Source organism: Streptomyces mashuensis, from assembly GCF_014654785.1.
Taxonomy (GTDB): Bacteria; Actinomycetota; Actinomycetes; order Streptomycetales; family Streptomycetaceae; genus Streptomyces; species Streptomyces mashuensis.
In genome coordinates, this window is the sequence record NZ_BNBD01000006.1 from 237,693 (window position 1) to 256,462 (window position 18,770).

Here is an 18,770-nt window from a genome sequence, read left to right on the forward strand (position 1 = left end):
CTCTCCGTGCCCCGTTGCCCCGCGAAAATTTAGTAGGACGTCCTACTAAATTTTCGCGCAAGAGTGCCCCGGACACAAGGGGCCACAAGGGGCGGCGTGTCCGGGGCTCCCGGGAGGCGCGTCAGGCGCTCACGGCGTCAGGCACTCACGGCGTCGGCCGGCGTGGTGGCGACCAGCGGCCGGACCTCGGCGACGACCTGGCGCTCGACGAAAAACGCGGCCAGCGGGATCGTGCCGGCGATGAGCACCCACAGCTGCCTGCCGACCGGCCACTTCGCCTTGGAGCCGAGGTCGAAGGCGAAGACCAGGTAGATCACGAACAGCCAGCCGTGCGCGATGCCCACGACCTTGGTGAACGACGCGGCACCGTCCATGTCCAGGCCGTACTTGGCGATCACGCCGAGGCAGAGGAGGACGAGCAGGACGCCGGTCACGTAGGCCATCACGCGGTAACGGGTGAGCACGCTGGATTTCATGACAGCGAGCGTAACGGCATCTACCGGGGCGATCTTCGCCACCCCGCGCTAGCCCTGCTCCGTACCCTCGTCCGCGTCGGTGAAGTCACCCGACGCGACCCGCAGCGGCCGCAGCAGCCGGAAGATCTCGCCGCACTCCTCCGCGTCGTACGCGCCCAGCCCGAAGTCCATGGCCATCAGGTCGCGCGTGGCCGACTCGACCACCTCGCGCCCCTTGTCGGTGATCGACGCGAGCGTGCCGCGGCCGTCGTTGGGGTTGCGGCGCTTGGCGACCAGGCCCTGGGCGACCAGGCGGTCCACGGTGTTGGTCACCGACGTGGGGTGCACCATCAGCCGCTCGCCGATCTTCGACATCGGCAGCTCGCCCGCCCGCGAGAAGGTCAGCAGCACGAGCGCCTCGTACCGCGCGAATGTCAGCCCGTAGGGCCGGACCACCGCGTCGACCTGCCCCAGCAGGATCTGGTGGGCACGCATCACCGAGGTGATCGCCGCCATGGACGGCACCGACCCCCAGCGCTGCTTCCACAGCTCGTCGGCGCGGGCGATCGGATCGAAGGGGAGGCTGAGGGGCTTGGGCACGCCACCGAGCCTACCCGGGTGCCCGCACCGCGGGCCCGGCCGTCCGTGATCCGGAACGGCCGGGCCCGCGGCGGCACATGATCGCGAGGACCGGTCGGGAAACGGGTCGGGAACGCGTCAGGCGAGATACCGCTCCACGGTCTCCACCTTCGACGTCAGCCCGTCCGTCACACCCGGCCGGATGTCGGCCTTCAGTACGAGCGAGACGCGCCCGCAGCGGGCCTCGACGGCGGCGACGGCCCGCCGGACGACGTCCATCACCTCGTCCCACTCGCCCTCGAGCGAGGTGAACATCGCATCGGTGCGGTTGGGCAGCCCGGACTCGCGGACGACACGGACGGCGTCGGCGACGTACTGCCCCACGTCCTCACCGACGCCCAGCGGCGTCACGGAAAAGGCGACGATCATGCGTTGACCACGCTTTCCTTGCGCGCACGGGCGGCGATGACCTGCGCCTCGGTCTCGCGGCGCAGCATGCGGTCGGCGAAGAAGCCGCCGGTGGGGACGATCGACAGGATGAAGATCAGGGCGGCCCGGGTCCAGAGCCACTTGGTGCGGTTCCAGGCGTCGAGCAGGAAGACGACGTAGAAGATGAACGCGATGCCGTGCACCCAGCCCATGACGGGCACGGCGTTGAACGACGTCGTGTTCTTCAGCACGATGCAGACGATCAGGAGCAGCCAGGAAACGGCCTCCGGGACGGAGACAAGGCGGAGCCGGCGCAGGGCGGAGGCGGTCTTGAGGTCCACGGGGGCACCTTTCGGTCGCGTGGCGGTACGGATCGATGACTGCTTGTGACGGCGTTCACAAGCGTCCCCATTGTCGCAGCCCCGGCGCCGATCACCGGATCCGGGTGCCTTCCGGTCAGTGGGGGCCTGTTGGAGGCGTATGTCCGCCCGCTACGGTCTCCGCCGTGGCTCAGTTTCGGCTCCACGGGAGCAAGGTCCTCGCCGTCGACATGGCGGGCGACGCGGTCAAGGCCAAGAACGGCTCGATGGTCGCGTACGAGGGCGAGATGACGTTCAAGAAGTTGACGGGCGGCGGTGACGGCCTGCGCGGGATGATGACGCGCCGGCTCACCGGCGAGCAGATGGAAGTGATGGAGGTGAAGGGGCACGGCACCTGCTACTTCGCCGACCGGGCGAGCGAGATCAACCTGGTCTCGCTGCACGGCGAGACGCTCTACGTCGAGGCCAGCAACCTGCTGTGCACCGAGGCGTCGCTGCGCACGGGGACGACCTTCACGGGCCTGCGGGGCGCCTCGCAGGGCAACGGCCTGTTCACCACGACGGTGGAGGGCACGGGCCAGGCGGCGATCCTCTCCGACGGCACGGCGATCGTGCTGCGGGTGACGCCGCAGCTGCCGCTCCAGGTGGACCCGGGCGCGTACATCGCGCACACCGGCCGGCTGCGGCAGCACTTCCAGTCGGGCGTGAACTTCCGGACCTTCCTGGGCGAGGGCTCGGGCGAGGCGTTCCAGATCCGCTTCGAGGGCGAGGGGCTGGTGTACGTGCAGCCGAGCGAGCGCAACACCATCGGGGGTGAGGTGTGATGCCGTTCCGGCTTCTCAACTCCCGCATGGTCGAGGCCCAGGTCGTCCCCGGGCAGCGGCTGTTCAGCCAGCGCGGGGCGATGCTCGCGTACCGCGGCGAGGTGTCGTTCACGCCGAGTATCACCGGCGGCCAGGGCGGCGTCATGGGGATGATCGGCCGCCGCGTGGCCAACGAGGCGACCCCGCTGATGGCGGTGGAGGGCAGCGGCACGGTGATGTTCGGCCACGGCGGTCACCACGTGCACGTGGTGGAGCTGTCGGGCGACACGCTGTACGTGGAGGCGGACCGGCTGCTGGCGTTCGACGGGACGCTCCAGCAGGGGACGATGTTCATGGGCTCGCAGGGCGGCGTCATGGGCATCGTGCGCGGCCAGGTGACCGGCCAGGGCCTGTTCACCACGACCCTCAAGGGCCACGGCGCGGTGGCGGTGATGGCGCACGGTGGCGTCATCGAGCTGCCGATCACCCCGCACCGCCCCGTGGTCGTCGACCCGCAGGCGTACGTGGCGCACCGCGGCGACGTCCGCAACAAGCTGTCGGCGGCGCTCGGCTGGCGCGAGGTGGTGGGCCGCGGCTCGGGCGAGGCGTTCCGCCTGGAGCTGTCCGGCAACGGCACGGTGTACGTGCAGGCATCGGAGGAGAAGCTGTGAACGGCCCGGTGATCCACGACGCGACCACGCTGCCGGTCGACGACAACGTCAATCCGTACGCCTTCAGTGTGGAGCTCAAGGGCAGCAAGTGGTTCCTGCAGAAGGGGAAGATGATCGCCTACTACGGGCGGATCGACTTCCACGGCATCGGGCACGGCCCACTGGACCGGCTGATCGCGGGGAGCTTCCACTCGCCGCTGCACGCCGCGGACTGGGTGGTGGCCGAGGGGCAGGGCAAGATGCTGCTGGCCGACCGGTCCTTCGACGTGAACTCGTACGACCTGGAGGACGGCAACCTGACGGTGCGGTCGGGGAACCTGCTGGCGTTCGAGCCGTCGCTGTCGCTGAAGCAGTCGATCGTGCCGGGGTTCCTGACGCTGATCGGGACGGGGAAGTTCGTGGCGGCGTCGAACGGGCCGGTGGTCTTCGTGGAGCCGCCGATCCGGGTGGACCCGCAGGCGCTGGTGGGCTGGGCGGACTGCCCGTCGCCGTGCCACCACTACGACCACCAGTACCTGCGCGGCGTCATGGGCGGGGTGCGGCGGCTGACGGGGCTGGGGGGCGCGTCGGGCGAGGAGCACCAGTTCGAGTTCGTGGGCGCGGGCACGGTGCTGCTCCAGTCGACGGAGCAGCTGATGGCGGAGGCCCCCACGGGCGAGGGCCCGCCGGACGAGGCCGGGGTGCCGGGCGGGGGCGGGGGCCACGGGAATCAGCCAATGCCGCGTCTTCCGGGTCAGCTCGGCGACCTCCAGCGCCGTTTCGGGCTGTGAGCGGTAGTCTGCGCAGGGTGACGGTCGAACGCTTGACCTGTCACTTTGCCGGCGACGGCGACCAACCCCCAATTGGTTAGCATTTCAACTTCTTAGGTAGAATCCATCTATGGACACCCAGAACGGCACCCGCTGGCTCAGCGAAGAGGAACAGCGCGCCTGGCGTGCCCACCTCGAGGTGAGCCGGCTGCTGATGCACCAGCTCGAACGGGATCTGCAGCCGTTCGGCCTCACCAACAACGACTACGAGATCCTGGTCAACCTCTCGGAGTCGAAGGACCACCGGATGCGCATGAGCGACCTCGCCACGGCCACCCTCCAGTCCAAGAGCCGCCTCTCGCACCAGATCACCCGAATGGAGAACGCCGGCCTCGTCCGCCGCGAGAACTGCGAGTCCGACCGCCGCGGCCTCTTCGCGGTCCTCACGGACCAGGGCTGGGAAACCATGCGCAAGGTCGCCCCCCACCACGTCGCCTCGGTCCGCGAACACTTCATCGACCTCCTGTCCCCGGAAGACCTCAAGGCCCTCCGCGACTCCCTGACCCCGGTGGCGGAGCATTTGCGAGCCACGCGAGGGAAGGGCTGAGGGTTCATAGTCACGCCGAAAGGTCCGCCGGAGGAATCCGGCGGACCTTTCGATCTCTCTTCACCTTCCCGCTTCCCCCGAATCCCGGTTCAGCAGTCGGCGACGAATGTGATCAGCCTCTGCGCGCGCCGCTTCCGACTCGCTCAACGCCTGCCGGCGATCCACAGCGTGGGGCAACACCTGGGAGACGTCACGAAGAGCATCTGCGAAAGCCTCTCTCCAGGCTGCAAATGCCTCGCTCTCTTCCCCGTTCGCCGGCCGCTTCGAGCGCACTTCCCGAATGCGCCGCAACGCGGCTCGCTGCTCAGGGGTAGCGGTCACGGCAAAATCATCCCTTCACTCCCCGAAGTGGCAGTAGCCGTCGGCGTGCCGGACACGGGGGCCGCCGGGAACGTCCCGGAAGCCAGGCCCCGGCCCTGAGTCCGGACATCATGGCTTCGCCTCCCACTCTCCATTCATCCCCGTCCCGCTCTGAGCAACAGCTCATAGAGCTCGGAAACCTTGTCACGGATGCAACAGAGGGGCGACACCGCCATACCGCTGGGTCTTCCGTCTCGCCGTCCGGGACCAGCCCTCTTCGTCGTCCCACCAGCCGGTCGTCGTACGAGCCGGCCTCCCAAGCAAGGGCACCTCTGGCGGTGGGCACAAACCTGTTGAGACTCACCGCCTCCATCTCACGACTTTCCTCGAGACCCAGCTTCACGACCTGAAACTCTTCCCGAGCACGGCAAGCGTTCATGACTGGCCGGGCTCCCGTTCATGTCGACTTCGTCAGCTACTGCCGTCACCCAGCCCGGAAGCCCCGCCAGAACAAAGCTGACGGGGCTTCACGGGATGGAGTTGCAACGCGCTTCAGCAGGTTACCGCTCGCGCCGCCTCGACTCGCGAGCCAGCGAAAAATCCTCCCGAAGGAGACTTCCCCTGAAGGGAGTCCTGGAATCATCGAGAACGACGACCCGCAACGGATTTCCAACCTCTCGACAACTCACGCCGTCAGGCCCGAGAGGGATCTTGAGATTGTCAATGAAGCCGCGCTCACCATCTCCTGTCTCGACAGCCACCCCCCATGCGAGAACGGCGACTACGGTTACATCGACTTCCTGGTCAACCAGTACGGTCACTTCATCCAGCCTTCGGTTCCCATACTCTGCGCAGAGTCAGTTCATTGAAGCGTTCGAGTCGCGCCACAGGAATCACGAACTCGAACCTCGCCGAACCGCCGGGCCCTTGCCGGTCATAGCGGAACTTTACATCAGCGAACTCCTTGGCAAAATCTTCATGCATCTCATACCGAATGGAACCCTTAGCGTAAGAGCCCCGACCCTGATATTCGGCCGCCACGCTCTTTTCCCCAAAGTAGACCGATGCGTCGCCCTCTTGATGGGATGCCGGGTTCGGACCGCGCTCCATTTCATGAGCCATGTCATCCACCTTCGGCGTCCTGTAAATCGATACGTCGCCGCAGTTGTGAACGAGGACCGGCGTCGCCCCCGCCACCACGTAGTACGTGTGGACCCCGTCCACCGTCAGGTTGTGGACCGTCGCCTGCTGGGTCCACCCCTGCACCGCCGTGATCTGGACCCACGTACCCGACGCGGTGCGCAGCCACTGGCCCGGCTCCAGTTGGTCGGCCGTGACCCACTTCTTGAGCTCCGGGAGCCAGAACGGGTGGTTGCCGGTGGCGGTGATGGTGTCGGTGGCCGGGCCCTTGTCGCCGTCCGTGTCGACGGTGAGCTTCACCAGTTGCTTGGTGCCGTGGCCCTCGATCGTGGCCGTGACGGGCTTGGCCTCCGTCGTGCCCTTCTCCGGGTCGGTGGCCAGGACCTCGTCGCCGAGTTCGAGCTTCTCGATCGGCTTGACCGAGCCGTCCGCGAGGACGACCTCCGTGCCGGGCACGAAGCTGTTCTCGCAGCTGGTCGCCTTCGAGCCGCCGCCGTCGCCGTCGCTCTTGGACTTCGCCTTGCCGCCGCCGTCCGGGGCCTTGCCGCTGGAGACCGGGTCGCCCTTCTCCGCCGCGAGGGCGGGCTTGGACTTCGGCTCGGCCGGCATCTCCGGTTCGGGTTCGGGCTTCGGCTTCGGGGCCGGCGGCGGGGTGGCCTCCTCCGCGGCCTTGGCCACGTCCTGGGCCACGTCCTCCGTCTTCGCCGCGCCCTCGACCACGTCCTCGACCTTGTCGGCCGCCTTCACCGTGTCCTCGACCGCTTCCTCGGTCTTCTCCACGGCCTTGGCCGCCTCGACGCCCTCCTCGACGTACTTGGTGCCCTTCACCGCGGTCGCCGCGTACCCGGCGATCGGGATCGCCGAGGCGAAGGACAGGCCCGCGTTGACGTAGTCGCCCTCGCCCAGGTACCAGAGGCCGTTGGCCGCGTCGGCCCATTCGCCGACGACCGGGACCATGCCGATCACGTCGAGTGCGCCGTGGCCGATGTCCTCCCAGTCGTCCCAGTCCAGCCCCCAGAACATGCCGGAGGGGTCCGGGAAGCCGAGGGGGTTGTTGCGGCCGTAGAGGTAGCCGTGGAGCTGCTGCGGGTCGGTGTAGTCGACGACCGGGTCCACCGACAGGAAGCGGCCGGTCGACGGGTCGTACTCGCGGGCGCCCAGGTGGATCAGGCCCGTCGAGTCCATGGTTCCGCCGACGAAGCCCTTGTCCGTGGGCCACGCGGCCGGCTTGGCGTCGCGCGGGCCGCCGAACGGCAGGGTGCGCCGCTGGGTGAGGCCCTGGGTCCTGGCGTCGACGGCGAGTTCGGCGGTGCCGTTCTGGCCGCCGGCCAGCCAGGTGACGCCCTTGGGCGTGCGGACCGCTATCTGCTGGCCGTTGTAGGCGTAGTAGCGGGTGCCGCTGACGGTGTCCTTCGCGTCGAGGGTGAGTTCCATGGCGCCCAGGTAGAGGGTCACCGTGTTGTTCACCGGGTCCCGGCGCAGCAGCCGGTTGCCGCCCGCGTCGTACAGGAAGGAGGTGGTCTTGCCGTCCTCGGTGGCGAGTTGGCTCAGCCGGCCCTCGGTGTCCCAGGTCAGGGACTGCTTGGGGTTGGTGCCGAGCTTGCGTGCCGTGGTGTTGCCGACGGCGTCGTACTCGTAGGTGTCCCTCGTCTGGATGGTCTTGCCGCCGGTGGTCTCGGTGACGTCGACCGAGTCGATGGCGTGCGAGGGGGCGTTGCCCTTGCCGCGCGGGTGGTAGACCTTCGTGGTCTGGGTGCCGCCCGGCGTGGTGGCGTAGGTGGTCTCCTTGGTGCGGTTGCCGGCGACGTCGTACTCGAAGGACTGCCGGTAGGGGGCCGGGCCGCCGAGGGCCGCCTTGGCCGGGTCGTCGGCGCAGTCGACGGCGCCCTGTGCCCAGGCGTCGGTGAGCCGGCGCAGGTAGTCGTAGCGGAAGCATTGCACGTCGGCCGGGTGATTGGTCGGCGTGTCGGCGATCCTGGTGGTGTTGCCCGCCGCGTCGTACGTGTACGTGACGTCGGAGTCGGCGTCCGTGACGCCCTCGCGGTCCAGCCTGGTGCGCTGGAGCCGGCGGGTGCCCTCCTCGTAGAAGTTGGTCCGCCAGGTGCGCTTGGCGCCACTGGACAGGCCGTGCTCCATCTGAAGGGTCTCGCCGAAGTTGGAGTACTTCGTCTCGCGGACGTAGTCGTCCAGACCGTAGGTGAAGGTGGGCTTGCCCACCAGGTTGTAGCCGGTGGAGATCGTCTCGGCCGGGAGACCGCCGCCGGCGGGAAGGGTGGCCGTCTTGACGGAACCGTCGGGGTTGTAGGTGGTCGAGGTGGAGTACTCGCCCGCGAGCTTGCCCTCCACCTTCGGGATCTTGACCGTGGTCTTCGTCGGGTGGCCGGCGGTGTCGTAGGCGTCGACGACCGTCGTGTACGCCTGGGGTTCCGCCGCCCGCGGGTCCTTCACGAAGCGGGTGGAGCTGGCGGGCCGTCCGACACCGTTGGGGGCGGTGTCGTAGGTGAGCGCGGTCAGCTGGGTCCTGCCCTCGAAGGTGCCGGTCGGGCGGCCCAGCAGGTCGTACTGGAACGTCAGGGTCCGGCCCCGGGCGTCGGTGGCGCTGACGACCTGGTCCAGGTCGTTGTAGCCGAGCTCGGTGCGGCCCTTGTCCGGGTCCACGGACACCGTCTGCCGGCCCCGTACGTCGTACTCGTAGGTCCAGCGGTCGCCGCTGGGGGCCTCGACGGACGCCAGCTGCCAGGTGCGGTCGTACGTGTAGGTGGTGACGTCGGCGTCGCCCGTGGGCGTCGGCCCCTTGTACTCCAGGAGCTTCGTGGTCAGGCCCTGGGCGTTGGTGTACGTGGTGCGCGGCGTCTCACCGGCCGGCGGGGTGACGTCGGTGTGGTCACCGTGGTACGCGGTGGTGGTGCGCCACTTCTCCTTGCCCTTGACCCGCAGGATCGAGTCGGTCGCGCGCCCGGCGGCGTCGTAGACGGTCTCGGTCTCCGTCGGGGCGCCGTCCGCCGAGGCGGAGGGGTCGACGACGGAGGTGTCGGGGTTCGAGGCGTTGTAGTACGGGCCGACGGACTTCACGGACAGGCCCCGCGAGTCGTAGACCGTGTCGGAGACGACGCGGCCGCCGTTGGGGGTCGGGCCCTGGCTCTGCACCGGCCGCAGCAGGCCGTCGTTGAGCTGGTGGCTGATCTTCACGTCGCCGTTGGGGATCAGCGACCTGGTCGTGACGACGTTCGGGCCGTCGTTGCGGATCTGGTAGGCGTACTCCGAGTTGGGCAGGTCCCTGGCCTTGTCGCGGCCGGGCAGCCAGACCTTGAGCAGGCGGCCGAGGCCGTCGTAGACGAGGTCGGTACGCAGCTTGTTGGCGTCCACGCTGCCGGTCACCAGGCCGAAGGACGGCTCCACGGTGGACGTCACCTTGCGGCCCAGCGCATCGGTGACCGTCATGCCGGTGACGGGGCCGCCGGTGGCGGGGGTGTACGCGGTGGTGGTCCTGCGCTTGCCGACGTCGGTGGTGGAGGTCACCCGGCCGTGGACGTCGTAGTCGCTCTCGGAGACCGTGAGGAACTGCGGCGTGTCACCGTCGAAGCCCTTGAGCTCCTCCGTACGGGTGACGTCGCCCTTGGTGGGTGCCGCGCCGTAGGCGCCGTGGTCGTAGCTGGTGCGCACCTCGGAGATCGCGTCGGAGGGGCCCGTGGCCGCTCCGCACGCCTTCGACGTGGTCGCGGTGCGCTTGACCAGCGTCAGGAGGTTGACGTCGGTGTTGCGGGTGTACTCGTACGTGGTGCAGGTGTCGTCCTTGGCGTCGTCGCCCTGGTTGCGGCCGTCCGCGCCCATGTCGCCGAAGTCGGAGGACGACTTGAGCATGCCGTACTCGTCGTAGGTGTGCTCGATGCCGGTGCGGCGCACTCCCTTGTCCAGCGCCGTGCGGACGACGGTCCTGGCCGTTCCCGTGAGGGTGGCCTTGTCGTCGCCCTCGACGGCGGTGGGCTCGGAGATCCAGGGCGTGCTGACCTTGCCGCCGACCTCGGCGGAGTCGTCGAAGCTGCCGTTGAACTGCCGCTGCTCGAGGACGAATCCCTGGAACCGGTCCTGGTCCTTGACGGCGGTGCCGTCACTGGCCTTGACCGTGACGGATTCGGTGCCGCCGTCCTTGTTGGCGCGGTCGCCGTCCATGCCCCGCAGGTAGGTGGACTCGGTGCGGAGCTGCTTGGTGCCGGTGTCGCCGACGACGGTGCGGATCTTCTGGAAGCCGCGCCACTGGCTCCAGGTCTTGTTCTTCGTCTTGACGATCTCGCTGTCGTCGTAGTGCCAGGCCGCGCCGCCGAGGTAGTCGTAGCGGGTCACCTTGTTGGTGCCGTTGGCCAGCCGGCCGTCCTCGACGACGTAGTCGACGACGTACTTGTGGAACCAGTCCTCCTTCTCGCCGATCGATCCGGACTTGGACCAGAAGGACGGGAAGCAGCGCTTGGTGTTGTCGGCGGGGTCGGGCAGGGAGGACGGGGTGCACTCGGCCGGCTTGTAGTTGACCGAGACGGTGCCGCCGGACTCCGACTGGATGGCCCGGATGCGCCACTTGACCATCGCCGGGCGGTCGTCGAAGGACTTGTCGACGCGGCCGGTGAGCTGGGTGCCGTAGAAGATGGTCCTGGGCAGGGTGACGGTCGAGCCCTGGGCCTTGCCGGTGTGCCCGATGGACTTCAGCCACAGGCCGCCGGTCAGGCCGTCACCGGGGGTGGGGAAGGAGTGGTCCAGCGTCCACTCGTCGACGTCCTGGTAGGCGTTGCCCTTGAGGACCTGTGTGGTGACCTTGGTCAGGCGCTTCCGGGTGAAGAAGCTCGGCGACCACTGGTCCTTGCAGTGCTTGTCGTCGGTGCAGATCTGGTCGAAGGGGACGTCGGGCCAGCGCTTGGCCGTGTCCTCCTTCAGGCCGTCCGGCCGGCAGCCGGCGGCGTCGCCGGTGCACCGCTCGTCCACGGTGAAGACGACCTGCGACGGGGCCTTGCCGGAGCGCTCCTCGCCCTCGCGGGTGCCGTACTCGACGCGCTTGAGGTAGCCGCCGCGGTCGTAGGAGACGGAGGTGTCGTCGCGGTTGGCGCCGTAACGATTCTTCTCGGTGTCCCAGAAGTACGTCATGGAGTTGCCGTGCACGTCCACGACGTAGTCGAGGTTCCAGCGCCACGCCTGCTGGCAGCGGGAGTCCTTGAACGCGTCGGCGTGGCACGGCTCGCCCTTGTCGTCGCCGTAGACCGCCGTCGTCCATGCGGAGCGGGTGTTCTCCGGGTCCTGGGCGAACCGCTTGCCCTTGCCGAAGTAGTAGCGCGTGCCGTCGGTGGTCGTGACGACCCAGTACTCACCATCGTTGTCGTCGTTGGAACCGCCGGTCCTCCGCTCGATGCGGGTGCCGTCGTCGGCCTTCAGCCGCCAGGTTCCGTCGGACTTCTTGACCAGCTCCCCGTTGCGGCCGCCGAAGTTCATGACCGCGTTGTCGGAGTGCCAGCACTGGTCGTACTTCTCCTCGCCCTCCGTGTCGAACCCGTCGTCCTTGCACGACTGGTAGGCGCGTTCGATGAAGCCGACCGACAGGTCGAAGCCCTCACCGACCCAGGAGGGCTGGTTGTTGGTGGACCCGACCCGGCCGTCGATGCTGCCGGAGTTGTAGTTGATCGCCAGCTTGGGCGAGGGCCCGGCGACGGCGGGCGGCACCCGCAGCGGGTACTGCCAGGAGAAGCTGCCGGTGTTGCCGGCCATCTGCCAGCTGCCCGAGGGCGTCAGCGAGGTCGCCCCGTAGCTTCCCGCGGCGCCGGACGCCCCGGCGCTCAGCGCGACCAGCTGACCGCCCGCGCCGGCGGCCAGGGAGGCTGTCGCCGCCGGCTGCGCCACCACGTCCGCGGTGAGCGTGGCACCACGGAGGCTGTTGTGCGTCCTGAGCGGCTTGCGGTCCCGGCAGACGGCCGCCGAGCCGTTGACCGCGCATCCCGGCAGCACGGACAGGGACAGGCGCGAGGCCCAGTCCCCGCCGTACGCGCCGGCGAACTTCGCGTAGTCGACCTCCAGGTTCACCGGCGCGGCCGACGTGCCGCCGTCCGCCCGCGTCACCTTGAGCAGGATTCCGTCGACCCCCGCCTTGCGGGTGGACTTGCGGTCGAGCACCTCGATGCGCACCTTGCCCGGTGCGGCGTCCGCCGGTCTGCCCGACGGGGCCGCCCCGAACGCCTGCGCCGCCCGCTCGGGCTTCGGCGAGGCCGGGGTGCTCACCCGTACGGGCAGTGAGCCCACCCGTACCTTCGCGGAGGCCCGGCCGGCCGCCAGCCCCTGCTTCGCGGGGGCCAGAACGGCCTCGGCCGAGGCGGCCCGGGGCCACTCGACCTTGGGCAGGGGCTTCTTGGCGGCCTGGGCCGCCTCGTCGACCGGTGCCGGTTTCATCCCGACCCCGGTGACGGGGACGGACTTCATGCTCTGGGTCTCGGGCCGCCGGTCGTCCCGGGACTGTGCCCAGGCGGCCGGGACGCCCTGCAGAAGGGTGGCCGCCAGGGCGCTCGCCAGGGCGGTGGAGAGGGACGCGCGCCATCTGCGCGCGCGCCGTCTCCGGTAGTCGTTGCGTGTCATCAAGCCGTGTTGCACGGCTGCTCCCCTCCACGGCCCGCCGGGTCAGGGCAGGCCGGACCGCGCGCCCGGGAGCGGGTGCTCCCGGGCACGGTTCGGTGGTGATGGTGTTCCTCCTGCCGCGGAACTGCGGTCAGGGTGTGGCCAGGTAGGCGATGTCGCGGTCCGACAGCCGTCCGGCGTGCACGCGCACGTCGTCGACGTCGCCGGCGAAGAAGTTGTCCCACTGGTCGTTCCAGCGGGAACGGCCCAGCTCCAGCCCCTGGCGGGCGTCGATGACGGCGTCGAAGGACGCCTCCCCCTCCATGACGCCGTTCACATACAGCTGGATCTTCCTGGCCTGGGGGTCGTAGGTCCCCGTCAGATGGGTCCACTCGTTCAGGCGCGCCGGCCGCTCGCTGACGGCCATGGCCCGCTTCAGGTCGTCCGTCGTCGAGGCGGCCTTGTCGGCAGCCATACGACCGAAGACCCAGCGCTGGAACGTGGTCGAGTAGTACAGGGCAGGGCCGAACACGTGCTCGCCCGACTGGCTGAGCACCGTCCCGTTGTGGTCGACGCCCGTCGGACGGACCCAGGCACTGACCGTGAAGGCCTGGCGGGTGTCCACGGGGGACGTGGCCTTCGCATAGTCACTCGTCCCGTTGAACCGCAGGGCCTTGTCGTCGGGCCGGCTCGCTGCCTTGCGGCCGGCCACCGAGGTGGCGCCCGTGACGCCGAGCGAGCGGTTCTTGCCGCTGCTGTCCGGGCTGGTGCCGGAGGCCACCTGGTCGAGGTGGTAGGTGGCCGCCGAGCAGCCGTCCGTGAGCTCGTCCGGGCAGGGGCGCACCGCCTTGAAGACGTACGTCGTCAGGGGGCCGCGGTTGCCCGCGCGGTCGACGCTGCGGGCGTACAGGACGTTGGGGCCGAACGTCGTCGGGGTGATGTCCACCGTGGCGTCCCCGCCGGTCCGGGACGGGACCGCCCGGTTGGCCGGTTCGTCGTCGCCGATCGCCCACTCGTAGTACGCGATGTCGTTGCCGTACGCGGAGTCGCGGACGCCGTTGGCGGAGAAGGTGAAGGAGCCGGGCTGGCCGGCCTTCTTTCCTTCCTGCTCGGCGGGGAAGTCACGGGAGGTCACGGCCGGCTTGGTGGCGGGCGCCTCGGTGTCCACCCCGAATTCGCAGTAGTCGGACCACTCGGTGCTGTCGTCGATCCCGTCGGTGGTGCCGGCGTGCCACTTGTAGGCCTGGCCGTGCTGCAGCTTGCCCTGCGCGATGGTGGAACGGAAGTCGCCCTGGGCGTGGTAGCCGTCCGTGCCCTCGAAGACCATGGGCTTCTCGGGGAGGGCGTTCCACACCCGGAAGGTCGCCTTCAGGTTCTGGTGGTCGTCGTCCGTTCCCTTGACCAGCATGGTGGGCGTGCCGGTACGGATCCAGGGCCGTCCGCTGCCGCGTTCGCAGCCCGTGGCCGGGTTGCTCGTCCGCTCGTCGGTGGGCTTGGCCGGCGGGGTGTTGTACTCGATGGACAGCTTCGCGTCACTGCCGCGGAAGCGCTTCCACGAGTAGGGGTCCTTCTCGTCGCTCGCCGTCAGCGAGAACGCGATGGGCTCGCCGGTGGCGGCCTTCTTCACGACGGTCGGAGTGAGGTTCTCGTTCTTCTCCGCCGGGTTGTCGTAGAACTCGACCCGTGCGGACGGGCACTGGTCACCCCTGCCGTAGGCGACCTTGCGGTCCACCATGAGGTCGCCGTCGACCGGCTTGTTGTTCCAGGTGGTGTCCTTGCCGATCTTCTTCTCGTCGACCAGCGCCAGGTCCACCCAGGTCGGGGTGCAGGAGAACGAGAACGTCTCCTCGGCCGAGAAGGTCGCCTTGCGGATCTTCCGGCCCTTCCAGCCGCTCGTACTGAACTTGAAGTACATGCGGTCGACGTACGAGTCGCGGCTGCACACCGCCAGGCCCTCGCCGGTCTGCGCGTACGAGCAGTAGCCGACGCCGCGCCCTTGGCGCTCGTCCTTGAGGAACGACGTGTCGGGGCTGCTGCTGCTCACGTAGAGCCACTCGACCTGGGTCATGTCGTCGGTCGGCGGATCGATGTACACCGGGTACCTGGTGCCCGGCCCGGTCAGCAGTGCCTGGTCCGGTACGACGGTGACGGCCCCCTTTTGGACGGACATGGCCATGGTGGCCACCTTGTCGCCGGGGGCCGGGGTCGTCGCCGGTGCCGCTCCCGGCGCCGCCGGCGCGGGACGGCCGGAGGAGTCCCACATGCGTGCGGGAGGCCCCGAGAACACCTTCGCGCCCTTGCCGTCCAGGGCGTGCAGGCCGCTGCTGTCCGTCGTGAGGCTCAGGCCCTTGGTGTCGGTGGCGAGCTCGATCCGGCGCAGCTCCGGGTTCTTCGCGGCCTCGGCGGTCTTGACGACCAGGGCGTACGAGTATCCGGTCACGGTGGCATCGACCTTGAGGTCCACACCCGGCATGACCTCCGCGTATTCAGCGGTCGTGCCGTTCAGGCGGGGCTCGGGAAGCTTCCCGGGCCACCGCAGCGCCAGGGATGTGTCTCCCTTGGCCATCCTGATCAGCGGCTGGTCCGTGCCCCCGCCGGAAAAGGACATGTCCACGACGGCGGACCGCGGGCCGATGGACCCGTCCTGCCGGCGTACCAGGCCGGCGTCCACCGGCTGCCACGACCCGTCCGCCTGCCGGACGCGCTGGGGCTGTGCCGTCTGCTCGGCCGTGAAGGTGCCACTCGGATTGGCGAACACCTGCTCGGTCTCCGAGCGTTCCTGCACCACTTCGACGCGGTGGCCGGTCGCCCGGGCCTCGTCGAGGGCTCGCTGCCCGGGAGAGGGATCCGGTGCCCCTTCCGTGACGGCGCGGGGGCCGGAGCCGTCCGCCGCCCGGGCGTCCGCGGCGGCCAGAGGTGGCGCCACGCCCGCGGTCAGCGCGAGGGCGAGGAGGACACCACCCCCTCCCGCCCTACGGGTCGGGCCCGATCTTCGTCGCTTCAATTTGCCCACACTTCCCCCCAGTTATGGAAAAAGTAAGAGCTGAAGCCTATGAAGGGCCATGGCCCGTGTCGATCTACACAGAGTCACGCCATGAGGACATAAGCCGCATATGCGGACATGCAGGCATGTGGCGTGCGTCACGTTGCGTAATCGCGCCACTACAAATGCGCCACCCGCTCCGTCTCAGCCCTCCGTCAACCCCGCCACCAGTTCGTCCGCCGCCGTGTACGGGTCGAGTTCGCCTGCCACCACGCGTTCGGCCAGGGTTGTGGCGCGGCGGTCGCCGTGGAGGTCGGCGAGGCGGGCGCGGAGGGTGGTGACCGCGAGGGTTTCGACCTCGCGGGTGGCGCGGTGGAGGCGGCGGTCCGTCAGGGTGCCGTGTTCTTCCATCCAGGCGCGGTGCTTCTCCAGGGCCTCGACGACCTCGTCGATGCCCTCGCCGCGGGCGGCCACCGTTTTGACGATGGGCGGGCGCCAGTCGCCCGGGGCGCGGGACTCGCCCAGGCCCAGCATGTGGTTGAGCTCGCGGGCCGTGGCGTCGGCGCCGTCGCGGTCGGCCTTGTTGACGACGTACACGTCGCCGATCTCGAGGATGCCCGCCTTGGCGGCCTGGATGCCGTCGCCCATGCCGGGGGCGAGGAGCACCACGCAGGTGTCGGCCTGGGAGGCGATCTCGACCTCGGACTGGCCGACGCCGACCGTCTCGACGAGGATCACGTCGCAGCCCGCCGCGTCCAGGACACGGATGGCCTGCGGGGCGGCCCAGGCCAGGCCGCCGAGGTGGCCGCGGGTGGCCATGGAGCGGATGTAGACGCCGGGGTCGGAGGCGTGCTCCGACATCCGTACGCGGTCGCCGAGCAGCGCGCCGCCGGAGAACGGGGACGACGGGTCGACGGCGAGGACGCCGACCCGCTTGCCCATCCGGCGGTACGCGGTGACCAGCGCGGACGTCGACGTGGACTTGCCGACGCCCGGTGAGCCGGTGAGGCCGACGACGTACGCGCCGCCGGTGAGGGGCGCCAGCGCCGCCATCACCTCGCGCAGTTGCGGGGACGCCCCCTCGACCAGTGAGATCAGCCGGGCCACCGCCCGGGGCCGGCCCTCACGGGCCTGTTCCACCAGCGTGGGGACGTCCACCATGGTCAACTCCGCTCCTCGGTCGCCGTCAGTTGCCGTTGCCCGGCACGCGGAGGATCAGCGCGTCGCCCTGGCCGCCGCCGCCGCACAGGGCCGCCGCGCCGACGCCGCCGCCGCGCCGCTTCAGTTCCAGCGCCAGGTGCAGCACCAGACGCGCACCGGACATGCCGATGGGGTGGCCGAGCGCAATGGCGCCGCCGTTGACGTTCACCTTTTCCGGCGATACGCCCAAATCCCTCATTGACTGGACGGCGACCGCGGCGAACGCCTCGTTGATCTCGATCAGGTCGAGGTCGTCCACGCCCAGGCCCTCCTTGGCGAGAGCGTGCCGGATGGCGTTGGACGGCTGCGACTGGAGGGAGTTGTCCGGGCCGGCGACGTTGCCGTGGGCGCCGATCTCGGCGATCCAGGCCAGGCCCAGCTCCTCGGCCTTGGACTTGCGCATCACGACGACGGCGGCGGCGCCGTCGGAGATCTGCGAGGCGGAGCCGGCGGTGATGGTGCCGTCGCGGTCGAAGGCGGGGCGCAGCTTGCCGAGCGACTCGGCGGTGGTCTCCGGGCGGACGCCCTCGTCCTTGCTGAAGACGACCGGCTCGCCCTTGCGCTGCGGGATCTCCACGGGGGTGATCTCGGCCTCGAAGATGCCGTTCTTCTGGGCGGCGGCGGCCCGCTGGTGGGAGAGGGCGGCGATCTCGTCCTGCTCGGTGCGGCCGATGCCGAGGCGGGCGTTGTGCTTCTCGGTGGAGGCGCCCATGGGGATGTTCTCGGCGAAGTCGGTCAGGCCGTCGTGGGCCATGGCGTCGAGCATCTCGACGGCGCCGTACTTGAAGCCCTCGCGGGACTTCGGCAGCAGGTGGGGCGCGTTGGTCATGGACTCCTGGCCGCCGGCCACCACGATGTCGAACTCGCCCGCGCGGATGAGCTGGTCGGCCAGGGCGATGGCGTCGAGGCCGGAGAGACACACCTTGTTGACGGTGAGTGCGGGGACGGACATGGGGATGCCCGCCTTGACGGCCGCCTGGCGGGCCGGGATCTGGCCGGCGCCGGCCTGGAGCACCTGGCCCATGATGACGTACTGGACCTGGTCCCCTCCTATGCCGGCGCGGTCCAGCGCGGCCTTGATGGCCACGCCGCCCAGCTCGGCGCCCGAGAAGGAGCGCAGCGACCCCATCAGCCGGCCCATGGGCGTCCGGGCACCGGCGACGATGACGGAGGTGGTGGCGGGGTCCCCCGCGGTTCCGTTCGTGGCTGACATGGGCGCTGCTCCTTCGGGACGAGGAGGTTAACGGTGGTTCCCGTCAATGTACTGAGGCGTACCCGTGCGGTCACCGGGCCGCGAGTGTGATCGCGCGCACGTTGCGTAACCGCCCGCGCGAGCGGTGCACTGGTTCCATGCTGACGCGCATCGACCACATCGGGATCGCCTGCTTCGACCTCGACCGGACCGTCGAGTTCTACCGTGCCACGTACGGCTTCGAGGTGTTGCACACCGAGGTCAACGAGGAGCAGGGCGTCCGCGAGGCCATGCTGAAGATCAACGAGACCTCGGACGGCGGGGCCTCGTACCTCCAGCTGCTGGAGCCCATCCGGGAGGACTCACCGGTGGGCAAGTGGCTCGCGAAGAACGGGGAGGGTGTCCACCACATCGCGTTCGGCACCGCGGACGTGGACGGGGACGCCGCCGCCATCCGGGGCAAGGGCGTCCGGGTCCTCTACGACGAGCCGCGGCGCGGCTCGATGGACTCGCGCATCACGTTTCTGCACCCCAAGGACTGTCACGGTGTGCTGACGGAACTCGTCACCTCTGCGCCCGGCCCCCGGGCGGAGCACTGACCCTCCCCTCCCCCGGCCGGTAGAGTGCGGGTTCGGCCGGGTACGGGCAGGGCCCCGGACCGGGCCGGACCGATGATCTGACACCATTTCTTCGGAAGGGCGGGCTCCGGGTTTCACACCGACGCAGTACGGGGCCGGCCGCCGACGCGACCAGGGGACGG

The 18,770-nt window shown here is 69.6% G+C and carries 13 protein-coding genes; 5 read left to right on the top strand and 8 right to left on the bottom strand.

The window, feature by feature from the left end; genetic code table 11:
- Window positions 1-137: 137 nt before the first annotated feature.
- From IE305_RS17525 to IE305_RS17540, 4 genes are all read right to left on the bottom strand, one after another.
- On the bottom strand, window positions 138-476 hold the full coding sequence (locus IE305_RS17525) for a DUF3817 domain-containing protein (protein WP_190130547.1): 339 nt from the start codon (window positions 474-476) through the stop codon (window positions 138-140).
- A gap of 48 nt (window positions 477-524) precedes the next feature.
- Window positions 525-1,055: a MarR family winged helix-turn-helix transcriptional regulator gene (locus IE305_RS17530; RefSeq protein WP_190130548.1), complete on the bottom strand. Its 531-nt coding sequence runs from the start codon at window positions 1,053-1,055 to the stop codon at window positions 525-527.
- A 117-nt stretch (window positions 1,056-1,172) separates the two neighbouring features.
- Window positions 1,173-1,463, bottom strand: a complete 291-nt coding sequence (locus tag IE305_RS17535) for an MTH1187 family thiamine-binding protein (RefSeq protein WP_190130549.1) — start codon at window positions 1,461-1,463, stop codon at window positions 1,173-1,175.
- The gene (locus IE305_RS17540) at window positions 1,460-1,804 is read right to left on the bottom strand and encodes a DUF3817 domain-containing protein (protein WP_190130550.1); all 345 of its coding nucleotides are present in this window, start codon (window positions 1,802-1,804) and stop codon (window positions 1,460-1,462) included. Before IE305_RS17540 ends, IE305_RS17535 begins: the two co-directional genes overlap by 4 nt.
- Before the next feature lie 164 nt (window positions 1,805-1,968).
- Here IE305_RS17540 and IE305_RS17545 point away from each other — a divergent pair, with 164 nt between their 5' ends.
- The 4 genes from IE305_RS17545 (at window position 1,969) to IE305_RS17560 (ending at window position 4,613) form a co-directional block, all read left to right on the top strand.
- Window positions 1,969-2,607, top strand: a complete 639-nt coding sequence (locus tag IE305_RS17545) for an AIM24 family protein (protein ID WP_190130551.1) — start codon at window positions 1,969-1,971, stop codon at window positions 2,605-2,607.
- Window positions 2,607-3,257: an AIM24 family protein gene (locus tag IE305_RS17550; protein ID WP_190130552.1), complete on the top strand. Its 651-nt coding sequence runs from the start codon at window positions 2,607-2,609 to the stop codon at window positions 3,255-3,257. Before IE305_RS17545 ends, IE305_RS17550 begins: the two co-directional genes overlap by 1 nt.
- Window positions 3,254-4,027 (top strand): AIM24 family protein, encoded by a 774-nt coding sequence (locus IE305_RS17555; protein ID WP_190130553.1) that lies wholly within the window; start codon window positions 3,254-3,256, stop codon window positions 4,025-4,027. The genes IE305_RS17550 and IE305_RS17555 overlap by 4 nt, the downstream gene beginning before the upstream one ends.
- 109 nt (window positions 4,028-4,136) lie before the next feature.
- A complete protein-coding gene (locus tag IE305_RS17560) occupies window positions 4,137-4,613 on the top strand; it encodes a MarR family winged helix-turn-helix transcriptional regulator (protein ID WP_190130554.1) in 477 nt (158 codons plus the stop codon).
- A 1,122-nt stretch (window positions 4,614-5,735) separates the two neighbouring features.
- On the opposite strand, the gene IE305_RS17565 is transcribed toward IE305_RS17560, so the two are convergent.
- The 4 genes from IE305_RS17565 to IE305_RS17580 form a co-directional block, all read right to left on the bottom strand.
- Window positions 5,736-12,656 carry a polymorphic toxin-type HINT domain-containing protein gene (locus IE305_RS17565; RefSeq protein WP_190130555.1) on the bottom strand — a complete coding sequence of 2,307 codons (6,921 nt, stop codon included), beginning with the start codon at window positions 12,654-12,656 and terminating at the stop codon, window positions 5,736-5,738.
- Window positions 12,657-12,786: 130 nt separating this feature from the next.
- A complete protein-coding gene (locus IE305_RS17570) occupies window positions 12,787-15,561 on the bottom strand; it encodes a LamG-like jellyroll fold domain-containing protein (protein ID WP_190130556.1) in 2,775 nt (924 codons plus the stop codon).
- 261 nt (window positions 15,562-15,822) lie between these two features.
- Window positions 15,823-16,779 carry a methylmalonyl Co-A mutase-associated GTPase MeaB gene (gene meaB, locus IE305_RS17575; protein WP_190130557.1) on the bottom strand — a complete coding sequence of 319 codons (957 nt, stop codon included), beginning with the start codon at window positions 16,777-16,779 and terminating at the stop codon, window positions 15,823-15,825.
- 25 nt (window positions 16,780-16,804) lie between these two features.
- Window positions 16,805-18,031: an acetyl-CoA C-acetyltransferase gene (locus IE305_RS17580; RefSeq protein WP_190130558.1), complete on the bottom strand. Its 1,227-nt coding sequence runs from the start codon at window positions 18,029-18,031 to the stop codon at window positions 16,805-16,807.
- A gap of 137 nt (window positions 18,032-18,168) precedes the next feature.
- Here IE305_RS17580 and mce point away from each other — a divergent pair, with 137 nt between their 5' ends.
- Window positions 18,169-18,609: a methylmalonyl-CoA epimerase gene (gene mce, locus IE305_RS17585; protein ID WP_190130559.1), complete on the top strand. Its 441-nt coding sequence runs from the start codon at window positions 18,169-18,171 to the stop codon at window positions 18,607-18,609.
- Window positions 18,610-18,770 lie beyond the last annotated feature (161 nt).